General features: G+C 34.2%; 19 protein-coding genes and 3 tRNA genes. 15 read left to right on the top strand and 7 right to left on the bottom strand.

From position 1 onward, the window contains the following. Positions 1–32: 32 nt before the first annotated feature. Together ACONDI_RS00415 and ACONDI_RS00420 are read right to left on the bottom strand one after the other, a co-directional pair. Positions 33–116 (bottom strand) — tRNA-Leu (locus ACONDI_RS00415). A gap of 74 nt (positions 117–190) precedes the next feature. Further along, entirely contained in the window at positions 191–970 is a 780-nt protein-coding gene (locus tag ACONDI_RS00420; RefSeq protein WP_241079530.1) for a hypothetical protein, read from the bottom strand. 301 nt (positions 971–1,271) lie between these two features. On the opposite strand from ACONDI_RS00420, the gene ACONDI_RS00425 reads away from it, so the two are divergent. The 9 genes from ACONDI_RS00425 (at position 1,272) to ACONDI_RS00465 (ending at position 9,093) form a co-directional block, all read left to right on the top strand. Continuing rightward, positions 1,272–1,883 carry an RNA polymerase sigma factor gene (locus tag ACONDI_RS00425; protein WP_241079531.1) on the top strand — a complete coding sequence of 204 codons (612 nt, stop codon included), beginning with the start codon at positions 1,272–1,274 and terminating at the stop codon, positions 1,881–1,883. A gap of 2 nt (positions 1,884–1,885) precedes the next feature. Next, positions 1,886–2,539: an anti-sigma factor family protein gene (locus ACONDI_RS00430; RefSeq protein ID WP_241079532.1), complete on the top strand. Its 654-nt coding sequence runs from the start codon at positions 1,886–1,888 to the stop codon at positions 2,537–2,539. 44 nt (positions 2,540–2,583) lie between these two features. Next, positions 2,584–5,307 carry a DNA polymerase I gene (polA, locus tag ACONDI_RS00435; protein ID WP_241079533.1) on the top strand — a complete coding sequence of 908 codons (2,724 nt, stop codon included), beginning with the start codon at positions 2,584–2,586 and terminating at the stop codon, positions 5,305–5,307. A 24-nt stretch (positions 5,308–5,331) separates the two neighbouring features. Continuing rightward, positions 5,332–6,168 carry a DNA-formamidopyrimidine glycosylase gene (gene mutM, locus ACONDI_RS00440; RefSeq protein ID WP_241079534.1) on the top strand — a complete coding sequence of 279 codons (837 nt, stop codon included), beginning with the start codon at positions 5,332–5,334 and terminating at the stop codon, positions 6,166–6,168. 90 nt (positions 6,169–6,258) lie between these two features. Continuing rightward, a complete protein-coding gene (gene ytaF / locus ACONDI_RS00445; protein ID WP_241079535.1) occupies positions 6,259–6,867 on the top strand; it encodes a sporulation membrane protein YtaF in 609 nt (202 codons plus the stop codon). Positions 6,868–6,893: 26 nt separating this feature from the next. Next, on the top strand, positions 6,894–7,490 hold the full coding sequence (gene coaE, locus ACONDI_RS00450) for a dephospho-CoA kinase (protein ID WP_241079536.1): 597 nt from the start codon (positions 6,894–6,896) through the stop codon (positions 7,488–7,490). 71 nt (positions 7,491–7,561) lie between these two features. Beyond that, positions 7,562–7,647 (top strand) — tRNA-Leu (locus ACONDI_RS00455). Positions 7,648–7,718: 71 nt separating this feature from the next. Next, positions 7,719–8,642: a TraB/GumN family protein gene (locus ACONDI_RS00460; protein WP_241079537.1), complete on the top strand. Its 924-nt coding sequence runs from the start codon at positions 7,719–7,721 to the stop codon at positions 8,640–8,642. A gap of 202 nt (positions 8,643–8,844) precedes the next feature. Further along, positions 8,845–9,093: a hypothetical protein gene (locus ACONDI_RS00465; RefSeq protein ID WP_241079538.1), complete on the top strand. Its 249-nt coding sequence runs from the start codon at positions 8,845–8,847 to the stop codon at positions 9,091–9,093. Positions 9,094–9,109: 16 nt separating this feature from the next. On the opposite strand, the gene ACONDI_RS00470 is transcribed toward ACONDI_RS00465, so the two are convergent. The 4 genes from ACONDI_RS00470 to ACONDI_RS00485 all read right to left on the bottom strand — a co-directional run bounded on the left by ACONDI_RS00470 (position 9,110) and on the right by ACONDI_RS00485 (position 13,463). Further along, a complete protein-coding gene (locus ACONDI_RS00470; RefSeq protein ID WP_241079539.1) occupies positions 9,110–9,373 on the bottom strand; it encodes a stage V sporulation protein S in 264 nt (87 codons plus the stop codon). 151 nt (positions 9,374–9,524) lie between these two features. Continuing rightward, positions 9,525–11,726 carry an N-6 DNA methylase family protein gene (locus tag ACONDI_RS00475; protein ID WP_241079540.1) on the bottom strand — a complete coding sequence of 734 codons (2,202 nt, stop codon included), beginning with the start codon at positions 11,724–11,726 and terminating at the stop codon, positions 9,525–9,527. Between the two features lie 268 nt (positions 11,727–11,994). Beyond that, positions 11,995–12,987: an ACR3 family arsenite efflux transporter gene (gene arsB, locus ACONDI_RS00480; protein WP_241080906.1), complete on the bottom strand. Its 993-nt coding sequence runs from the start codon at positions 12,985–12,987 to the stop codon at positions 11,995–11,997. Positions 12,988–13,085: 98 nt separating this feature from the next. Then, positions 13,086–13,463 carry an ArsR/SmtB family transcription factor gene (locus tag ACONDI_RS00485; protein ID WP_241079541.1) on the bottom strand — a complete coding sequence of 126 codons (378 nt, stop codon included), beginning with the start codon at positions 13,461–13,463 and terminating at the stop codon, positions 13,086–13,088. Positions 13,464–13,801: 338 nt separating this feature from the next. Here ACONDI_RS00485 and ACONDI_RS00490 point away from each other — a divergent pair, with 338 nt between their 5' ends. Continuing rightward, positions 13,802–14,308, top strand: a complete 507-nt coding sequence (locus tag ACONDI_RS00490; protein ID WP_241079542.1) for a YcxB family protein — start codon at positions 13,802–13,804, stop codon at positions 14,306–14,308. A gap of 214 nt (positions 14,309–14,522) precedes the next feature. On the opposite strand, the gene ACONDI_RS00495 is transcribed toward ACONDI_RS00490, so the two are convergent. Beyond that, positions 14,523–14,598: transfer RNA gene (locus ACONDI_RS00495), tRNA-Arg, on the bottom strand. Positions 14,599–14,771: 173 nt separating this feature from the next. Between ACONDI_RS00495 and safA the strand changes: the two genes are divergently transcribed. From safA to ACONDI_RS00520, 5 genes are all read left to right on the top strand, one after another. Beyond that, positions 14,772–15,392, top strand: a complete 621-nt coding sequence (gene safA, locus ACONDI_RS00500) for a SafA/ExsA family spore coat assembly protein (protein WP_241079543.1) — start codon at positions 14,772–14,774, stop codon at positions 15,390–15,392. Positions 15,393–15,597: 205 nt separating this feature from the next. Continuing rightward, positions 15,598–16,719: a hypothetical protein gene (locus ACONDI_RS00505; RefSeq protein WP_241079544.1), complete on the top strand. Its 1,122-nt coding sequence runs from the start codon at positions 15,598–15,600 to the stop codon at positions 16,717–16,719. A 255-nt stretch (positions 16,720–16,974) separates the two neighbouring features. Further along, complete coding sequence (locus ACONDI_RS00510) at positions 16,975–17,634, top strand: hypothetical protein (RefSeq protein ID WP_241079545.1); 660 nt, start codon at positions 16,975–16,977, stop codon at positions 17,632–17,634. A gap of 265 nt (positions 17,635–17,899) precedes the next feature. Continuing rightward, positions 17,900–19,216 carry an AraC family transcriptional regulator gene (locus ACONDI_RS00515; protein WP_241079546.1) on the top strand — a complete coding sequence of 439 codons (1,317 nt, stop codon included), beginning with the start codon at positions 17,900–17,902 and terminating at the stop codon, positions 19,214–19,216. 118 nt (positions 19,217–19,334) lie between these two features. Further along, positions 19,335–20,552, top strand: a complete 1,218-nt coding sequence (locus ACONDI_RS00520; RefSeq protein WP_241079547.1) for a poly(R)-hydroxyalkanoic acid synthase subunit PhaE — start codon at positions 19,335–19,337, stop codon at positions 20,550–20,552. Positions 20,553–20,560: the final 8 nt, after the last annotated feature.

Consider the following 20,560-nt stretch of genomic DNA (forward strand, 5'->3'; position numbering starts at 1 on the left):
GGCGGGGGTGAAATTATTTTAGAAATAAAAAATGGTGCCGAAGGTGGGATTCGAACCCACACGCCAATGGCACACGATTTTGAGTCGTGCGTGTCTGCCAGTTCCACCACTTCGGCACATCTTAATTGCAATATAGATTATAACAGATGTGATTTAGCTTATCAAGCTCTACTCCAAAGTAAATTTAACCTTAAAATTCCTCAGTTTGATCCTCCATAATTAGATCCTCTTCGCTTAAATCTTCTTCGTTCTTATTTTCTTCATCCATTTCATCCTGGGGTTTGTTTAATGCTTCATTGGCATCTGCAAGAATTTTGTAGCCTTTGTCAACGCTTAAACTATAATTGTACATATTAAGCTTATCAAAGTTATCCTTTGCTTCTTTTATGACTTTGTTTAAAGCATTTTTGGGTGCTACCACCGGGTAATTAACTTTGTAAAAATGATCTTTTAACTCATTCAAATAAGCGTTATCAAAGGTTATGCATGACCTGCCCCAGTGGATTACATGGTGGCATTTTTCGCAGACACACAATATATCTTCAAGTATTTGTTTCTTATTTTCCCTATCAAACTCCCATTTTTCATGAGCTTGTAATGACTCCGGTTCTTTTTTGTAGTTTCTGTTACAAAGTTGGCATGTATAATTATTTTTTTGTCTCAAATAATGTGTTATTCTACTCCACTGAACATCAGAAATTTCGCTTCTAAAATTTTGCCCCCATGCTGTCCTAGGAATGAGTTGTGGTTTTAGTGGTATGTAGTCACTATTGGGAACAGCTTCTTTCACTTGTTTGTGGCGCTCTAGCACAGGTTTCCCCCAATGATAGACAGCGGTTCCAGCGATGAGAAGGAAAACAGCTAGAAAATCATCTAAAAAGTGAAACGCAAGAAAAAAAAATAACAATAGTCCAACAAAATATGCCCTGTCCCCGGATTTTACAAAAGGGCCTTTTAAAATATCTACCATAACTTATCACCTCTGAAGTCTAAATTAACAAAATGAAAAATCATAACAAATTTATGTTTATTTTTATTATAGCGCATTTAATATTATCTTTCTACATTATATGTTTGAATCCTTTTGTTTGATTCGCTTAATTTTAAGAAAAGAGAATAATAGAGTTTATAACGGCCTGGTCAAAGCTAGAAAAGATAAACTATTTTTATAAATATTTACAATCTACATATTTTATTTTAAACTTCTTCTGGTTATGGTAAGATATATTTGAGTAAGATGGAGTAAGGTAAAGGAAGAGGGGTCTAGCCTTATGAATTATCCTGGAGATGAATTGCTTGTACAGCGATGCAAAAAAGGCCAACTTGAGGCCTATGAGAAACTTATAAAAAAATATGAAAACAAGGTGTATTCACTTTGCTATAGATATTCAGGTAACTACGATGATGCTAATGATCTTGCACAGGAGGCATTTATAAAAGTTTTTAATTCTATAGATAAGTTTAAGGGAAAATCTGCTTTTTCTACCTGGCTATACAGGGTGACAGCAAATGTATGTCTTGATGAGATGAGAAAAAAGAAAAAAACGCCAATATCTATTGATAAACCACAGGAAACGGAAGAAGGAGAAGTATATTTTAACCTACCTGATCAAAAGTATAATCCAGAAATAATTGCTGAGAAAAATGATTTGAAACAACTAGTACATAAAGGAATCTCTAAGCTACCCAAAGAGCAAAGAATCATAATTATCTTACGCGAAATGGAAGAATTAAGCTATGAAGAAATATCTGAAGTATTAGAGATTTCTATTGGTACTGTAAAATCAAGACTAAATCGTGCTAGAAAAAATCTTAAAGAAATTTTGAGCCATAATGCGGAACTTTTTCCAACAAATACACATCTAAAGAATAAGGAGGTGTGATTATGGACTGCAATAAAGTATTAGATAACTTGTCGTTACTGATAGACGGACGTCTGTCTAATTTGGATGAAAAACAAATAGAAAAGCATTTGAGTAATTGTTCTGAATGTAGGGAAGAATATAACACGTTAAAGGAAGTAAGTGAACTTGTTAGTTCTTTAGGCGAAAAAACCCCTCCTGAGGGTTTCTCTGATAAAATTATAGAGCGTGTAAAACATGATCAAGAAGCTGCAGAGAAAGATGAGGTTGTAGATGCTACAGGCGAGGTTTCAGCTAAGGATACAGTTAGTATTTATACCTTGAGAAAAGTAGCCGTAGCTGCTGTGGTATTTTTCTTTTTACTTGGAAACAGTTTCATCTGGGCTATATCAGATGGTGCAATGGCAACAGTTGAAGAAGATGAAGACGTTAATATTAAGGTAGATATGAGGCTTGCTGGTCCAACAATCCAGGTGAGAGATGCTGGAGAGGATGTAGAGAAGTCCACTACGGAGGGTTTAACGAACGAAGTTGAAGAAGATGGTTTGCTCTCATGGATCGATGAGTATTCTTCTTTTTTAGTCTTCAATGGCATATATGTTCCGGTTGCTGCCGTGGCAATATTATTTATGAGAATGAAGAATGATGATGTAGAAGATGAAGAGGCTGACGACTAAAAGCTATAAAGGCTATGATACAAAAAAATTAGGAGGATCAGAAATTGAACGATAGACTAGAAAAAGAGAAATTTGTACTCATTGATGGTAACAGTTTGATGAACCGCGCTTTTTATGCCCTGCCTTTGTTAACAACAAAGCAGGGCTTTTTCACAAATGCGGTCTATGGTTTTGTATCGATGCTTGTTAAAACCATAGAAGATGAAAAACCAAATTATCTTGCAGTCGTATTTGACAAAGCCCTACCCACTTTTAGGCATGAAAGATACCCTGAATATAAGGGCCATAGGGAAAAGACCCCTGAAGAATTGAGGGGTCAAATTTCTTTGTTAAAAGAACTTTTAGAAGCGATGGATATTTTCTTTTATGAGAGAGAAGGTTATGAAGCTGATGATTTGATTGGAGCAATAACCAAAGAAGTTGAAGAAGAAGAGGACAAAGAAGTTTTGATTATAAGTGGTGATAAGGATTTATTTCAGCTTCTCTCTAATTCTACTAAGCTGCTGCTAACAAGAAAAGGGATAACTGAATTTGAGCTTTATGACAAAAATAAAATCTCTGAAATGTATGACTTGGATGTAGAGCAGTTTGTAGATCTAAAAGCATTAATGGGAGATAAAAGCGATAATATCCCGGGGGTTCCTGGTATTGGAGAGAAAACAGCTTTGAAACTTTTAAAGGAGTTTAATAGCCTGGAAGAAGTAATGGAAAAAATTGATGAAATCTCAGCAAAAAAAGCGGCGAACCGCTTAAAAGAACATTCAGATAAAGCATATTTGAGCAAAGAACTAGCAAAAATATATCGTGATGTGCCTTTGGAGTTAAACTGGGAAAAGTTAAAAAACTTCAATATTAGTTCAGATGAAGCGCTAGAACTTTTATCCGAGTGGGAGATGAAAAGTATAATAAAGCGTCTCTCGAACGAAGAAAGTGAATCAGATTTATCAAAAGAGAATCGTCAGGCAGAAAATGTATTTAATGTGGATTATAATTATATTGAAACTGACAATTGGGACTACAAAAAAGATGAACTAATTGAATGTCTCAAACACTCAGGTGAAATAGCTTTATATTATTATGACCATGATGAAGCCCCTGTTCAAAAAACAATAGATTCCGGAGAGTTTGGCCTTGGTGTAGTATTCTCGCCTTCAAAATGCTATTTTGTAACAGAGGAAATAGTATCTGATTTTATAATAGAAGTACTTCATCCATATTTTCCAAATAAAATTGTAACTCACAGAGTTAAGAAGCTATGGCACTTGTTTTATGACGAGACAGGTGTAGACTTATCGAATATTAATGATTTAAATATTAATAATCTAAAAATAACAGATACAGAGATTTGTGGCTATATATTAGACCCTACAGGAGCGCCCCATACACCAAAAGACCTTTCTTTTCAGTATCTTGGCTATGAACTAAAAAACAACAATGAAGGGTATCAAGGTGTAATTGAATGGGCATATTCTCTATTGGAACTAGAAAATCATTTGAGAGAAAAATTAAAAGAAGAAGATCAGCTTGATTTGTATGAGGGAATTGAGCTACCCCTAACTTTTGTCTTGGCCAAAATGGAGCATAGAGGAATAACCGTTAATAAAGATGAATTAGATAGAATGGAAAACGAAATAGACGTTAAGGTAGAAAATTTTAAAAATAGGATTTTTGAGCTTGCAGGAGAAGAGTTTAATTTAAACTCGCCCAAGCAGCTAGGTAGAATTTTATTTGAAAAACTTAACCTACCGGTTATAAAAAAGACAAAAACCGGATATTCCACCAGTGCTCAGGTTCTTGAAACATTAGCTAATGAACACGAGATCTGTCGTTTGATTTTGGATTATAGACAACTTTATAAGTTAAAAACGACTTATTTGGTCGGGTTAAAAGATTTGATATCAAAAGAAACTGGCAAAATACATACAACCTTTAATCAAACAATAACCGTTACAGGTAGGTTAAGCAGCACAGAACCGAACTTACAGAATATACCTATAAGACTTGACGAAGGCAGGAAAATCAGAAAAGCTTTTGTTACAAGTAGTAAAAGCTATAATTTCTTGGCATGTGATTATTCCCAGATTGAACTGAGAATATTAGCTCATGTTTCACAAGATGAAAAGTTGATTGATGCTTTTCTTAAAGGGGAAGATTTTCATACACAAACTGCTTCGCTTATCTTCAATGTACCTGCTTCAAATGTAGATAGTACCATGCGTTCTCATGCTAAGGCTGTAAACTTTGGTATAGTATATGGTATAAGTGATTACGGTCTTTCTACCCAGCTAAATATAACTAGAAAGCAGGCAAAAAGTTATATAGACAATTATTTTTCTAGGTTTTCTGGGGTTAAAGAATATACAGATAGTGTAATAAAAAAAGCAAGAGAAGACGGATATGTCAAAACTCTTTATCATAGAAAGAGAAAGCTCCCAGATATATTACATAACAATTTTAACATAAGGACTGCTGCAGAGAGAACTGCAATAAATACCCCCATTCAGGGGACGGCAGCTGACATCATAAAAAAGGCTATGGTAGAGGTAGAAGAAAAATTAAAGGACGAGGGATATTTGGATCAGGCAAAACTATTACTACAAGTGCATGATGAACTTGTCTTGGAAGTAAACAATGAAATTTTTGATGAAATTGCTTTGCTTGTAAAAGATATAATGGAGGGTGTAATTGAACTAAAAGTTCCTCTGGATGTAGATTTAAAGAGGGGGACTAACTGGTATGATATGTATGACTATGAAATAAAAAAATAAAAATAGTAAGAAGAGGGTGGTCACTTGCCTGAACTTCCAGAAGTAGAAATTATAAAAAATAGTTTGGCTGAGAAAACAAAAGGAAAAAGGATTTTGTACGTAGAAATTTATAATGAGAAAATGGTTCAGCATCCTAATAAAAATAAACTTGAAAATGAGGTACTAGGAAGGAAAATTGAATCTGTTGATAGAAGGGGAAAATATCTTATCATAAACCTTTCTGGGGAAAGATACCTGGTGCTTCATTTGAGAATGACAGGTCAAATTGTAGTTAGAGAAAAAAAGGAAAATGATAAATATTTAAGAGCCAGATTCAAATTATCCGGAGAGCATTATATGGATTTCTGTGATAAGAGAAAATTTGCTACAATTGCTTTTTTGGACAAAAAGGAGTTAAACTCCTGGAAAAGTATCTCAGAGCTCGGACCAGAACCATTGTCAAAGGAGTTTACTTTTAATTATTTTAAGAAAAGTTTATTAAAATCTAAACGCCCGATTAAGACCTTAATTTTAAATCAGAAGGTGATAGCAGGCCTTGGTAATATTTATGCAGATGAAGCACTGTTCAAAGGAAAAGTAAATCCATGTAAAACTTCCCGTGATTTAACAATACATGAAATGAGTGCTTTGTTTTTTGCTATAAAAATGGTCCTAAATGAAGGTATTAAGTTTAATGGAACTAGTTTTAGTGATTATATCGATGCTAACGGTCAAAGTGGAAAATATCAAGAAAAACTTAATGTTTATCAACAAAATGGCAAAGAATGTGTAGATTGTGGGGCAGAAATTAAAAAAATTAAGCTTTCTGGCAGAGGAACTTTCTTCTGTCCGAGATGTCAACCCGAAAATGAAGGCGGTTAAAAAAAACAGTTTTTTCTTTCTTCACTTATTCTTTTTTCCTCCCATATATTGAAATTAGGCTAAACTATGTTTAGATGGGAGGAGAAAAGTATGGGGACTTTATCATTAATAATTTTGGCTTTTGCTGTAAGTATTGATGGGTTTGCTGCGGGGCTTGCTTACGGCATCAAAAGAATAAAAATTCCTGTAAATTCATTACTGTTAATAAGCATAACATCTGCTCTTGCTATATGGGTTTCAATGTCACTTGGAAGAATAGTTGCAGTAATTGTTACACCTAATTTGGCAGAGATTATAGGTGGAATTATACTTGTCATCTTAGGGGGTTGGTTAGTAGCACAAAATATAAATATCTTAAATTTCAAGGGTGACGATAACCCGCCAAGTAACAAACTACAAGAAATTTTGTCTGAGCCAAGTAAAGCAGACTTTGATGGTTCTGGAGTGATCTCTGGCAAGGAAGCATTGATACTGGGTATAGCCCTTGCAATGGATGCTATGGCTGCCGGTTTTGGTGCTTCGCTTATTGGTTTTCATTCGTTGTGGACTCCTCTTTTTGTTGGGGCTTGCAAATTACTTTTGATACCTTTAGGCATAAAACTAGGCAGAGAATTGATATCAGTAATATCAAATAAAGTTATAGTATTTTTACCTGGATGTATCTTGATACTTCTTGGAATAGTTAATTTTGTAGCTTAAATTAAATAGAATAGAGGTTTGATAATATGCTTATTGGATTGACCGGAGGAATTGCATCAGGAAAATCGCTTGTTGCGACAATTTTGTCTGAGCTGGGAGCAAAAATAATCGATGCTGATTTGATTGCAAAACAATTCACCTCTCCCGGCTCTACGATATTATTTGAGATTTGGGAAGAATTTGGTGACGAAGTCATGACACCAGATAAAACTTTGGACAGAGAAAAACTGGGTAATATTGTTTTCTCATCGCCTGAGAAAAAAAAGAAGCTAGAATCCATTCTTCATCCTTACATAATCACAGAGATAAAAAGAAAAGCAAATGAATTCAAAGAAACAGATCCTAACACAATTGTAGTAGTGGATGTTCCATTATTATTTGAGGTTGGCCTGGATTCTTTGTTTGATTATGTTTGGGTTGTCTGGGTGGATGAAGAGACCCAATTAGAGCGACTAAAAATGCGCGATAATCTTGAAGAAAAAGGAGCACTTGATAGGATAAGGGCCCAAATGGATTTAGATGAGAAAGCTAAAAAAGCTGATATTGTAATTAACAATACGGGATGTCATGATGAGACTAGAAAACAAGTTGAAAAAGCTTGGAATAATTTATTCGTCAATTGACGCAATTAGTCAATTGACATAGGCGAGTGTTCGGGTTATAATCTATATTGCTTTTGGTATATCGTTAACATGCGGAAGTGGTGGAACAGGCAGACACGCAGTCTTGAGGGGGCTGTGCCTTATGGGCATGCGGGTTCGAGTCCCGCCTTCCGCACCATATATTTTGGTTAAGACATAAGTTACCTCGGGTGAGCTTGTGTTTTATTTTTATATGGAGGTTTTAATTTTATGAAAAAAATATATAAATTAAAGATTTCTTTTTTAATAACCTTATTAGTAGTTATGACACTAGCTACTGCCTGTGTTTTAGGGGATAAAGGATTGGATAAATCTAAAGGCATATTTTATGAAGTTAGTGACGGGAATAATAAGGCGTACTTATTTGGCTCTGTACATGTGGGTTATGAGGATATGTATCCTTTAGATGATACTGTGTATGATGTTTTTGATGAATCAGAGGTTCTTGCTTTAGAAGTGGATTTGACAAATATTACAGACATTCAAATTGGGGAAAAGTTTGCACAATATGGTATGTATCATGACGGTAGGCAGATGACCGATATCGTTTCTGAGGATACCTTTGAAGAAGTTTCAAAACTAGTACAAGATTTAGGAATTAATCCTCAAATGTTAAACCAGTTTAAGCCCTGGTATGCAGGATTGATTGTTTCTGAAATATCAGTGGAAAAAGCGGGGCTATCAGAAGAATACGGAGTTGAAAACTATTTTATAGAAAAAGCAGAAGATGAAGATATGAAAATTATTGGGCTAGAAACGGTCTCTGATCAGATTGCACCATATACTAAGCTATCTAGCGAATCCCAGGTTTTGTACTTGGAAGAAACTTTGGATGAAGTGGACGAAGCAGAAGAGAACTTGGGGGAGTTAATTGATTTTTGGAAAAAAGGTAAAACTGATATCTTTGAAGAGAGTAGATATGAATTAATATACGAGGCTAAAACTGACTCTTTAGGGGAATACCAAAAGGCAATGATGGATGGACGTGATAAAGAGATGGCAGGGGAGATAAGTGAGATTTTGGAAGAGGAAGATAACTATTTTTTGGTCGTAGGTTCTTTACATCTAGCTGGAGACAACAGTATAGTCTGTCAGTTAAGAGACAAAGGATATGAAGTTGAAAATGTTTATTAGGAAAAAATATTGCAAAAAATAAAATGAAGGACTGTCCCTCATACAATATATAGACTTTGATGAGAGACAGTCCTTTTTTGGTTTCAAATTCAACTCACAAATACCTCTGCAAAAAATATTATAGAATGAAGAAATAAATAAAGGACTTTGGGAATCATATTAAATGACAAATAAAATATTATTTGATTTCAGAGGTGGTCATATGTATGAAGAAGATTATGAAGTCTATAAAGCAACGACTACAAAGAAAGCGATAATATCTCGTCTTCTTCAAGATGAATTTGAAACCATATTTGTAAATAATTCAGATTATAGTATTTTTGATACAATTAACTATTTAGAATATCTAGGTGAAACGAAATGGAAACTAAAAGACAACGGACTGGTTTGTAAAGCTGTTAATTATCAACCAGCACTATCGGAAGTTACTGTTATTGAATTATGGCGATAGCCCTGTTTATTAAGGTTTAACGGCTTTCAATAAATAGTTTTACTGCAGTTCTTTCTTCGCCTTCTATCTCTACATCAGTAAATCCTGGTATGAAAATTAGGTCGATCCCGCTTGGAGCAACATATCCTCTTGCGATTGCTATAGCTTTAATTGCCTGGTTTACAGCCCCTGCACCTATGGCTTGCACTTCAACTTTCCCCTTTTCTCTCATCGATCCCGCTATAGCTCCTGCTACTGAGTTTGCATTAGACTTAGCTGAAACTTTTAATACTTCTGTCATTAATAGCACCTCCTGATTTAGTAACTCTAAATGTTATAATACTACATTCTACCGGTTTATGTAAAAATTCTTCATTAAATTAATTTTTCCTTTATTAAACAAAAAACTTTTAGAAAAATTTTATTCTGGTAATTTTAGAATTATAACTAACTTAGCTCATTTCTTTTTCCACAATTTCAATTTCTTCTTTGTTTAACCCATATAGATCATAAACCATTTGGTTTAACTCATTATTAGTATTCTCAATTTCTTTTTTTATGTTTTCTCGTTGGTTTTGATTTAGTGTATTACCATAAAAATTTTTATATAGGTCTATCATTTTTTGAGACTTCTCTGATATAAGTTTATTTTGTTTTTCATTAGGACAGACAAATGGTAGCGTACGTAGATATTTGATTTTTACCTGAGGGAAAGTTCTTTCTTTTTCAAGTACCTTTTGCTGGTAGATGAAATTTATATATTTCGAGTTTAACAAAGCAAGGGCGTAAAGCAGGCTAAAATCAACATTACAATTAACACTACTTTCTTCTTTCTTTATTGCCCCATGCAAACTTTTGCCAAAAAACCCTTCGAAGTCCATATAAGCAGCTCTTATTTTATCTGAAGTTTGCCTCCAGATGATTTTTTCGGGAGCTTTAAATATTGTTTCATTAAAGCGAACCCATTCTTTACCCTGTAAAATATTTTTGTACGAACTTCTAAACCATTTAGTTATATTATTGTCTAAATACCATCCTTCTGGTTTGATATTTTTTCCTATGTAAAAAGGAGTGTCATATATATCATCTTTATACTCACTAAAAAGCCTTTGCGGTAGATCGCTTTTTCCTTTGCCTGCTTTGCCGGCACCGGGTGATGCATATTGAACGCCTGCATCTTTGATTAAAAGTACATCATCGAAGGTTACACCAGTGTTTTTTATGACATCCATTTTTTTCTTTACATCATATTTTTGACTATAATCTATATTTAAGATTAAATCAGGCAATTCTTCTCTTGGTTTAATACTGTAATCAATTATCAATGGAATAATAGTATTATTTGCAGTTTTTTTAAGAGTCATAATACAACAGGGAAGTTCTACATTGCTAAAAATATCTTCCCCGAGGTTAACTATGTAATGTTCATACTTTAGTACCATTTCTTTTATATCTTCATATTTAGATTGGTACAAAAATGAGTTTGGAATTACAAATCCCAAATAACCAGAGTCTTTAAGCAGTGATATAGAAAGATCGATAAAGATTTTGTAGGTATCTTTGTGCCCTCTGGTAGACTTTGGGTATCTTTTCTTGAGCCAGCTGCTTATATTATCAATGTTGGCTCCCCAGGGGGGGTTGCCAATCACTACATCGAATCCTTTTTCCCCTATATTAGAAAACTGTTTGTTCCATTCAAAGGCTTTATCCCCTGCTATTTCCTGGTCATCAACTAGAGCATCCCCGCATTTTATGTTAGCATCAAGGGTTAGAAGTTTTTCCCGGGTTGGAAGTTTTTCTCTATTATTGGCTATCTTTAACCAAAATGTTAATTTAGTTATTTCAACTGATTCTTTGTTTACATCGACTCCATAAAGGTTATTACAGAGAATAATATCCTGATAGGCGCATGTATTAAATACACTTGAGTGATCCTTTTGCAATCGAGAGACCTGCTCATGTATCCACCTATACTCTTCTAAGAGAAAATCAAAAGTTTGAATCAAAAAGGCACCTGAGCCACAGGCTGGGTCAAGTATTTTAACCTGTTTTAACTTTTCTTCGTAATCTTTATAAAAATCAATTAGCTGCTTTCTATAATTTTCTTTTGTTTGCAAACAATCTGTCGATTCAAGTTTTAGTAGAAGCTTTTCTAAGCCAAGATCTTTTTTGATTTCATCAAGATACTTGCCAAGGGAATTTTTTACTATATATTTGGTTATGTATACAGGAGTGTAATAAATACCGTCTTTTTTTCGCTTTGATTGCTGTTTGTCGTAATCTTTGTTTTGGATATCAGCTTTAAGCTTTTCTAGATCTGAAATAGATTGCTCAAAAATATGTCCTAATACATCAACATCAAGGTCATTTTTAAAATCATAGTTTATAAGGGTATCTATCTTATTGAAATATCGGTCTCCATCATTTATATTTAATTTGTTCAAAGCTTCATCGGGTCTAAAAAGTTTAAAAGCGCTATTATTAAGTGCCCCTAGATCCTTGCAAAAGCTAAAAAATATTGATCTATCTAAATATTTTTGTGCCTTCTCAAGAAGAAGAATTTCGTTGTAGTCCGGGTTATTTTCCTTGAGCTCTTCAAACAGTTTGATTCTTAAATCCCTATATCTGTTGTAAAATTTGACAGGTATGCTCATATTTGCACATTTTGCTCCTTTTTATCTACCTTTTTGGTATAGAGACAGCTAGAGACAGCTCGCGTTTGTCTCAACTTGCTATTTAGCGGTAGTTTTCTATTTTCTGCTGGTTTTAGATAATTCTATTATTATATGTCATTTTCCTCTATGTTTTTTGTAAGCTGATAAAAAAAATATTAAAAAAAAGCAGCAGTTTAAATCATGGGATTTTACTGCTGCTTTTAAATATTTTTTGAGTTTTTATGTTGGAATTATAATGATTTTATGATTAGGACTTTCTTTTCTTTGGGAACCAATCTTGAGTTTTTAGACATAATTGAACTAAAATCAGCATAATTGGTACTTCGATTAGCATACCCGTTACAGCTGCAAGGGTTGCCCCTGAATCTATACCAAAGATAGATATAGCCATAGCAATAGCTACTTCAAAGTGATTACTAGCAGCAATCTGGGCAGTAGGTGCAGCATCTTCATAGGTAAGACCAATTTTCTTAGAGACAAAATAACCGATCCCGAATATAGCAAATATCTGAATAGTTAATGGAATTAAAATAAACAGTACAAGCATTGGACTAGAAAGAATGATCCCTGATTGAGGTGCTATAATTGCTACAATAGTAAATAATAAGGCCGCAGGGGATACGTAGTGGAGTTTATCTGTGAATTCTTTAAAGGCCTTTTCACCTTTTGTGTACAGCAACCTTTGCCTGGTATAATATCCTGCAACCAGGGGTATACCTACATATGCCAAGACGCCAAAGGCCACCCTGGCAATCGGGACTGGAACATCAGCTACTGGTAGCAATAAAAGGGCAAGAGGTCCGTAAAGAACCACCATTGTCAGTGAGTTGATAGCAACCATTACTACCACGTGACCCATGTTACCTCTTGACAAGTACCCCCATACCAGAACCATGGCTGTACAAGGGGCTATCCCCAAAAGAATCATTCCTGCCATGATTTCGCCGCCTAGCTCATAACCAACAACTCCACTTAACAATACTCTGAAAAAGAACCAGGCTATAAAAGCCATTGTAAAGGGTTTTACTAACCAATTTAGAATCAGGGTAGTGGTAAGGGGTTTGACTGATTTGCCAGCCTTGATAATTTCCTTAAAGTCCGTCTGGACCATAATAGGATAGATCATTAAAAATAGTGCAATTGCTACTATAGCAGGGTAGCCTGCTATTTCAAAAGCCTCAAAAAATGCCGCTATCTGTGGAAATGTTTCTCCAAGGATTAGTCCTAATATAATACATATACCAACCCAGACAGTGAGATATCTTTCAAAAAAAACCTAAGCCTTTTCCTTCAGACATTTTTGATCCTCCTTCGCTAGTTATTTTTGTATTTTGAGAGTTAAGAGTTAAAACACACCTTGCCGTTTTTTAAGTCATCGCAGGTATATCCTTTGTCCTTGTAACTAGATAGCCTTTTGTAATCTTCTTGACATTGTTCAAGCTTGCTAGAGGCAGAATTTAAAACTTGTTTGACAAAAGGATATTCTTTAGTCTTTTCTTCGTTTATGTTGTAATAGACATATTTGGCCGCTTTGTAATATTGAAGGATACCTGCATTGGTCAGCTTGTTAAGATGTCTTGATACATTTGACTGGCCTATCTCCAACAAAATTTCTAGTTCACAAACACAAAGATCACCGTATTGTAGCAAATTAAGGATACGTAAACGATTTTCATCTGACAAAGCTTTCAATATTTTCATTAAATTTGATTCCATCACATACCACCCCTCGTATGATCGTTTGATCATATTGGCCTCTGATAATATATTACTACTAGTCTTAGTCTGGTGTCAACCCCCCGTTTGAAGCTTGTTTTATTGCTCCTTTCCTAATCCTCATACAAATGACAATTTTTGAATTGAATCCACACCAGTCTTTGTGTTTACACACTGGACATGGCTGATCTGAAGAAACTTTTTGCAACGGTTCCCTAATGAGTTATGTATGAGGGGGCAAAGGTATGTAAGCGGAGATTTTATATGAAGTTAAAAGAATTGTTACTATTTCGTATGTAATTTATAATATTATTGATATATTTTTAGGGGGGAGTGTAATGAAAAAACATGAAGTAGAGACAGAACTTATTCTTGAAGGCAACATAACAACTAAAGAATATATAGAGTTTCGTTATTTTAATCAACGACGACTTCTTTTAAGTGTAATTGCAGCTTTTACATTATTAATATTTGTTTTATATTTATTATCAACTGCAGGCTTATTTAGAAGTTTAATGATTTCAATTTCTTGTATGGCAGTTATGTATATTGCCATGCGGTTACTGTTTTTATATGTTCCAAAAAAGGAACTAGAGAAAGATAAACTGTTACGAGAAAAAATGCAATATGTGATTAACAAAGATGGAATAATTCAAAAGGTTAAGGATAAGTCTCGTACTGATTTAACCTGGAAAGATCTTAGTTTTATTAAAGAACTATCAAATTCTTTTGTAATATACTTACCAAGAAAACAGGCTTTTTTAATACCTAAAAGTTTTTTTAAGTCGAAGCAAGAAGAGGATATTTTTAGAGAAATTGTTCAAAGAAATTTAAAAATTATGTAAGCCACCACGTGTCTTTTGAGTAGAGGAAAGGTGATAACAATAAAACAATAAAAAAGAGACGGTTCTAAACCGTCTCCCTCTAGTATACTATGTATTTATTTTTGTGCCATATTTGTGGCATAGTTTCACTGAAGAATATCTTCTTAACCCCTATTTTTTTACAAAAAATGCGAGCCTCAAATCGGTTTGAAGCCCACCATAATAGACTTTATCATGGTGCGCCTGGGAGGATTCGAACCTCCGACCTACGGATTAGGAATCCGGTGCTCTCTCCCCTGAGCTACAGGCGCACTGGCATTTCTCTTCATATTATAACTACTCCGTATATAGTTTGCAAATAAGACATAAGACCACTTAACTTTGGTGCTTAACTTTGCTATATCAGTCAATGTTTTTATTATCTCACTTTTTTTGTTCGCTGGCATATTCTATAGTGAAACCAACAAAGTGGAGGTGTAATAAAATGAGTTATCATAAGAAGCGCCCAAGAAAATGCGACGGATTTTTATATACAGTGAAACCAGGAGACACATTGTTCTTAATCGCTAAAAAATTTAGTGTTAGCTTAAATGATTTAATCAAAGCTAATCCTCAGATAAAAAATCCTGATATGATTTTCCCTGGGCAGGAGATTTGTATACCTAAAGAAGAACCAGAACCGGATGAAGTGCCAGAAGTGCTGTCTGTCGAATTTTTGGATAGGAAGGGAAGGGAACTTCCTGAAAGAAGAGGTTTTGTAAAATTAGATAAAAGAACCACCGTTGTTGTAGAATTCTCTAAACCTGTAGACGAAGTGTTCTTCCTCTTCATTCCTAAATATGAAGACAATATTGAAGAGATCGTACTTCTTGAATCCGTAGATGCTATGGGCGAAGAAGTTGTAGAATTTGAATGGGAAGTTCCTGACAAGATCAAAGGATATTTATTCGTGATTGGCTGTCAGGATGATGTATGTGGAAGATCAGAAAACTTTGGAGTAATAAGAAAGAGGAGAAGAAAAAGAAGGAGAAAAAGAGATAACCCAAGTGGATTAGAAGAAGATGTAATGGACGACTTTGATTACGAAGATGGCCTTGACTACTAAGATGATTATTAAAAATTAGTTCAAAAATAAAGCAGTTACTTTATCCAAACCGCTTTTATATTAATTTTAATATAAAAGCGGTTTTTTGTTGTTTAAAATTGATATTATTAACCTTTTTAAAAAAGGAATTTCTAAAAAAGTGCAGAATAAGTTATTTAGTCTATATTTATCTAATCAAAAACTAATATGGAAAAGGAGGAATAAGATGCCGAGTAAAGTGTTAAAACCTTCGGTCATAGCTGGCCTTATTTTGGTCTTCTTATTTAGTAGTATGGGATTTGCACAAACGGGAGCAGATTTAGAGATAAGGCTTGATGGGGAAGTATTAGATGTTGAGGCAAATGTAACAGATGGTAGAATGTATGTTGACAGCGATCAATTAGCCGATGAAACAGGCTTAGAAGTCGACGAGCAACCAGAAGTAGCACTAAGAAGTTTCTTTGAGGACAGAGGAGCTATAGTTGTTTGGGATTCAAGAGCAAGGGCAGCTAATATTTACTATAATGTAGATGATTATAGTGCAACCGAGCTTTTGGCTGCTAGCTCTGAAACAATGCTAGCCAAAAACACATTCCAGATGAGTTCAGAAGGAGAAATAGACTTTGAATTTGACACACCTACGGAAGAGTTATCTTGGCCTCAGGACTCAGCAGGATTTAGCCTTGATGCTTCCTTTAGCTATGATCCCTTTGAGATGTACATGCAGCAAGGAATTAGTCATAACGAATTTGGTGATATCTCCTTGGAAGTTGCTTATGAAGACGGCATTTCTTATCAGAGAAGTCCGATGTTGACAGGTGACGTGTGGTTAGCTAGTGAAGACGATACTGATGAAGTTATGGAAATGATGGAGTTAGTAAACCAGATGGACCCAAGAGTTCTTATGCAGTTGGCAGAAGATTTTGGAGCAAATGTTTATTTTGGTGACTCTGAAGAGATTGATGGTGTAGAATATAAGGTTGTTAATGTAGAACTTGATGAAGGAGTAGTAGAATCTATAATTGATGAAATGATAGAAGATGATGAACTGGCAGAAGTTCACAGAGCGATGCTAGAAAATTTAGATATTACATCTTATGATGAGTATTTGATAAACTCTGAAAATTTAGTGGTAGATTATATAAGGGAAGATGCTGAAGTAAACTTTTCCTTTGACGGTTCTGATCTAGAAGAGATGATGGGAGCAGAGCTTGGCTTAGATGGAGATGTTACAGGTTACTTTGGCATATCTGCCCAAAGCGAGATATTTGGTGTAGGAGATCCAATTGAGATGCCAACTTTTAGAGATGTAGTTGATGCTGAAGATTTTGTTCATGAGGTAGAATAAGCAAGACTAGTAAGTTAAGTAAAAATATAAGTGAAAATTTAATAATTGTGTCAATATAAAGTCCTCGTTTCATAGAACGGGGACTTTTTTTGTCTTATTTTACCTCGACAAAGGAAAATACTAAATTTAAAAGAAAATATAATATTACTTTTAGAACTGCGTTCTAAGAGTCAAGCATGTATACCAGTCATGCGCATTAATAAAAATAAAACTATGCAACAGTGTGTTGTAAAAATGATAGGGGGGGTAGAAACTATGATTGATTCAATTAAAAATCTTTTGAATGAAAGGTTAGGCTTAAGATTAATGGTTATGCTAATCTTTATTTCCCTGGTTATATTTTCAGGAAACTTTGTAATTTCTAAGTTTTGGTTATCTGTTGCTGAAGCTGATGGCCAGAAAGAACCTTTTGGAGAAAAAGATATAGAAGCTGTCGGAGTTGAAATTGGTATGGAAAGCGAAGACATAAAAAACAATCTAGGTACTCCAAAGAGTATAGAAATGTTCAATTATCGGCTTGGGGAAGGAGAGATATGGGAGTATGAGTTTGGTGAGCTGATCCTATATTACTGGGAGGATAATATTATTTTAAATAATATTATAGTAAACAAACCAGGGTTTGAAGGGCCAAGGGATATACAGGTAGGAGATCACAAAGATGAAGTAATTAACAGATTCTTGCAGGACGGCTCTAACTCATCAGCAAATACCAAAGATTTGCCATCTACCAAAACTTTGTATGGCGACAGTGCACATAATTCTACAGGAGGAACTATATATTATGATGAAGACGGTATAGTAGATAAAATTATCTATGTAAAAGCAAATTCAGGGGAATGGCCATATGCTTTAATTATTGACTTTAATGAGCAGGAAAAGGTGAATTCATTTACTATAAATGTTGAGGTGATATAATATCTGACATAATTGAAAATAAGTTTACAATTGGGGTAAAAGATGGTAAAATATAAACAACACCAAATTTTGATTCCTCAGGATTAATATCTATTCAAGGGTTTTCCCAAGATAATTTTAAAATTAAATATACAGAAAATATAGAATACTCCACCGATGTTATTAATATATTATTCTCGTAATCAAGTATTAAACAGGTTATAAGATGAGGCCACTCCTCATCTTTTTTTGTCTTCAACTCTTAGTAGGAAAGGGGAGTAGGAATGTGGTGGTGCATATTACCTCCAGTTTTGAAGTTGATGTTGGTAAGCTAGAAGAGGTAAGTAAGATATTTACTTACTCAACGGGAATTAATAGTAAGGTGTTTAATTATAAAGGAGAGGTGCTTGCGGCTACCACATACAGAGATCAGATTAATTTTTGTGATTTGGTGTGGAACCAGGGAAAGGATAAAGAAGTATGTAAACATGCTTATATACATGGTGGTTTTCAAAGTGCAAAAAAAGGAGACGTATATGTATATTTTTGTCCATATGGTATGGTTAAACTTTCTGTAGCAGTCTTAAAAGGGGAGAATATGTCATATTTCCTTTGTGCAGGTCCTCTATTAGTACATCCTGTTGATGATTTGATGGTTGAAAGGGTAATAAATAGAAACAATAAGTTAAAAAATTATAGTACTTATGTTAGAAATTATCTTCAGGAAATAGACTATGTTGACAGTGACAGGATATACTGGCTGGCAAAGCTTTTGTACAATTTGGTACAGGGTTCTTGCTTTGAGGAGTCACAAAGACTAGAGAGCAGCGAAAAGCCAAAAGCTTGGGTCAATTCAAGGCTTTACCAACACGAGGAAGAGAATATTAAAAAAGAGGGTTTTGATGATAATTTTTTAAAAAGCTTATTGTATAGAGAGAAAAAGTTGTTAGAAAAAATCGAGTTAGGTGACAAAAAAGGGGGTGAAAAGCTTGCAGATTGGCTAGTCAATAACTTTGCTTCTTCTGATGGTGATATAGAGCTTTTGAAACTAAAGGCAGTTGAACTGGTAGTTATATTATCAAGGAAGGCCATAGAGTTGGGCTGTGATATAGAATTGATTTTTGAAAAAGAGTATGTATATTTTCAAAAAATACAGAAATGTGAGGATAAAAATGAACTTTGCGGTTGCTTGAATGAGATTATAATGTTTTTCGTAAAAGAAAGTAACTTGGATTCGGGGAAAAGAAAAAGTAAGGTAATGATAACTAAAGCTATTGATTACATTGAAAAGAACTACAAAAAAGAATTGAAACTAGAAGATGTTGCAAAGGAGGTAGGACTTAGCTCTGCTTATTTTAGCAGGATATTTAAGCAGGAGACGGGACTCTCTTTTACCGAGTATGTTAATAGAGTTAGAGTTAAGCTTAGCAAAGAAATGCTAAAAGATTACAGCTCTCTTGCAGATGTTGCATTGAATGTAGGTTTTAGTGACCAAAGTTATTTTTGCAAAACCTTTAAGAGAATAACTGGTCTTTCACCTGGTAAGTACAAAAATGCAATTTATAGCAATTTGCCAGATGAGATATCTAGAGAAAGTAAATAAAATACAAATATATCAAAAGAAACTACAATAAAAAAAATGGTTTATCTGCTAATATCTTTAAGGGTAGGATAAACAGACCAAATTAAATAAGTTTGGAGAAACAAGGAGGTAGATTTTATTGACGAATGAGAAAAATGGAAATGAAAAAGATGTTCTTCAAGATTGGCTAAAGACTCAAGAAAAGCTTTTAGATACTTGGAAAGAAAGTGTAGCTTCTTTTCAACCTGAAAGCGTTAAAAATACTTTTGGGGAACCTTTTGAGAAAATGCTTGAAGAATGGCAAAACAATCAAGAAAAAGTCCTTGAATTATGGAAAGGAACATTCTCTGATTTTGGTCCGGATAAAATGTTTAATCCATTCGATAGTGAGATAACTAAAAAAATAAATGACTTTTATGAGAACTGGTACGAAAATTACGAAAAAATGTTTAACGACATGACGAAGATGTTTCCGTCACAGGTAGGAAAAGAAACATTTGAAAAAATGTTTCAGGGAGGAAAAGCATACTCCAATCTTTTTGACTTTTGGAACAAATATGTAAGCAATTTTGTACAAATGCCCAATTCTTCGATGCCAGAAAAATTTAGTGAAATGCCAAAAGAGTGGATGGAAGACTACAATAAAGTTTTAAGAAGTTTTTTTCAGCAAGGTTTGGGAGAGCCATTTAATGACTTTATCAAATCTACGACTGAATTAGCTGATGCATACAAGCAAACTATGGAAAGCTTTATTGGTCCCTGGATGGAATCCTCTGATGAACTGAAAGAGAAAGCTATGGAAGCAATGAAAGGCGACAAAGAAGCCTATATGGAATTTTTAAAGGACTGGAATGAAGCTTTTCATGAATCATATGGTAGATTATTTAAAGCTCCTGGGTTTGGCCTAAGTAAAGAGCATTCAGAGAAATTATTACAAAGTATGGACGCATATATGGAGTACACAACAGCTGTAAATGAATTCTCTGCTTCTTTATACAAAGTTGGCTATGATGTTATGGATAAGATTATGAATAAAATAATGGAGCAAAAAGAAAAGGGTGAAGCTCCAGAGACATTTAAAGAGTTTTATGATATGTGGATAAGCACCAATGAAGAAGCTTTCCTTGAATTATTTAAGGAGGATAGCTTTGCCAAATTGCTAGGAAGGGTAGTAGACGCTGGAGCTACTTTTAAGAAAAAATATGACGAAGTCATGATAAAAGGACTTAAAGATTTACCTATTCCTACTAATGAAGAAATGGATACAGTTTATAAGAATATGTATGAGCTAAAAAAAGAAGTTAGGGAGCAGAAAAAAGAAATAGAGGAAATAAAGAAAAAGCTGGATGAAAAATAGTAAATAAA

The sequence above is a fragment of the Natranaerofaba carboxydovora genome, from assembly GCF_022539405.1.
In the GTDB taxonomy this organism is placed as follows: domain Bacteria; phylum Bacillota; class Natranaerobiia; order Natranaerobiales; family Natranaerofabaceae; genus Natranaerofaba; species Natranaerofaba carboxydovora.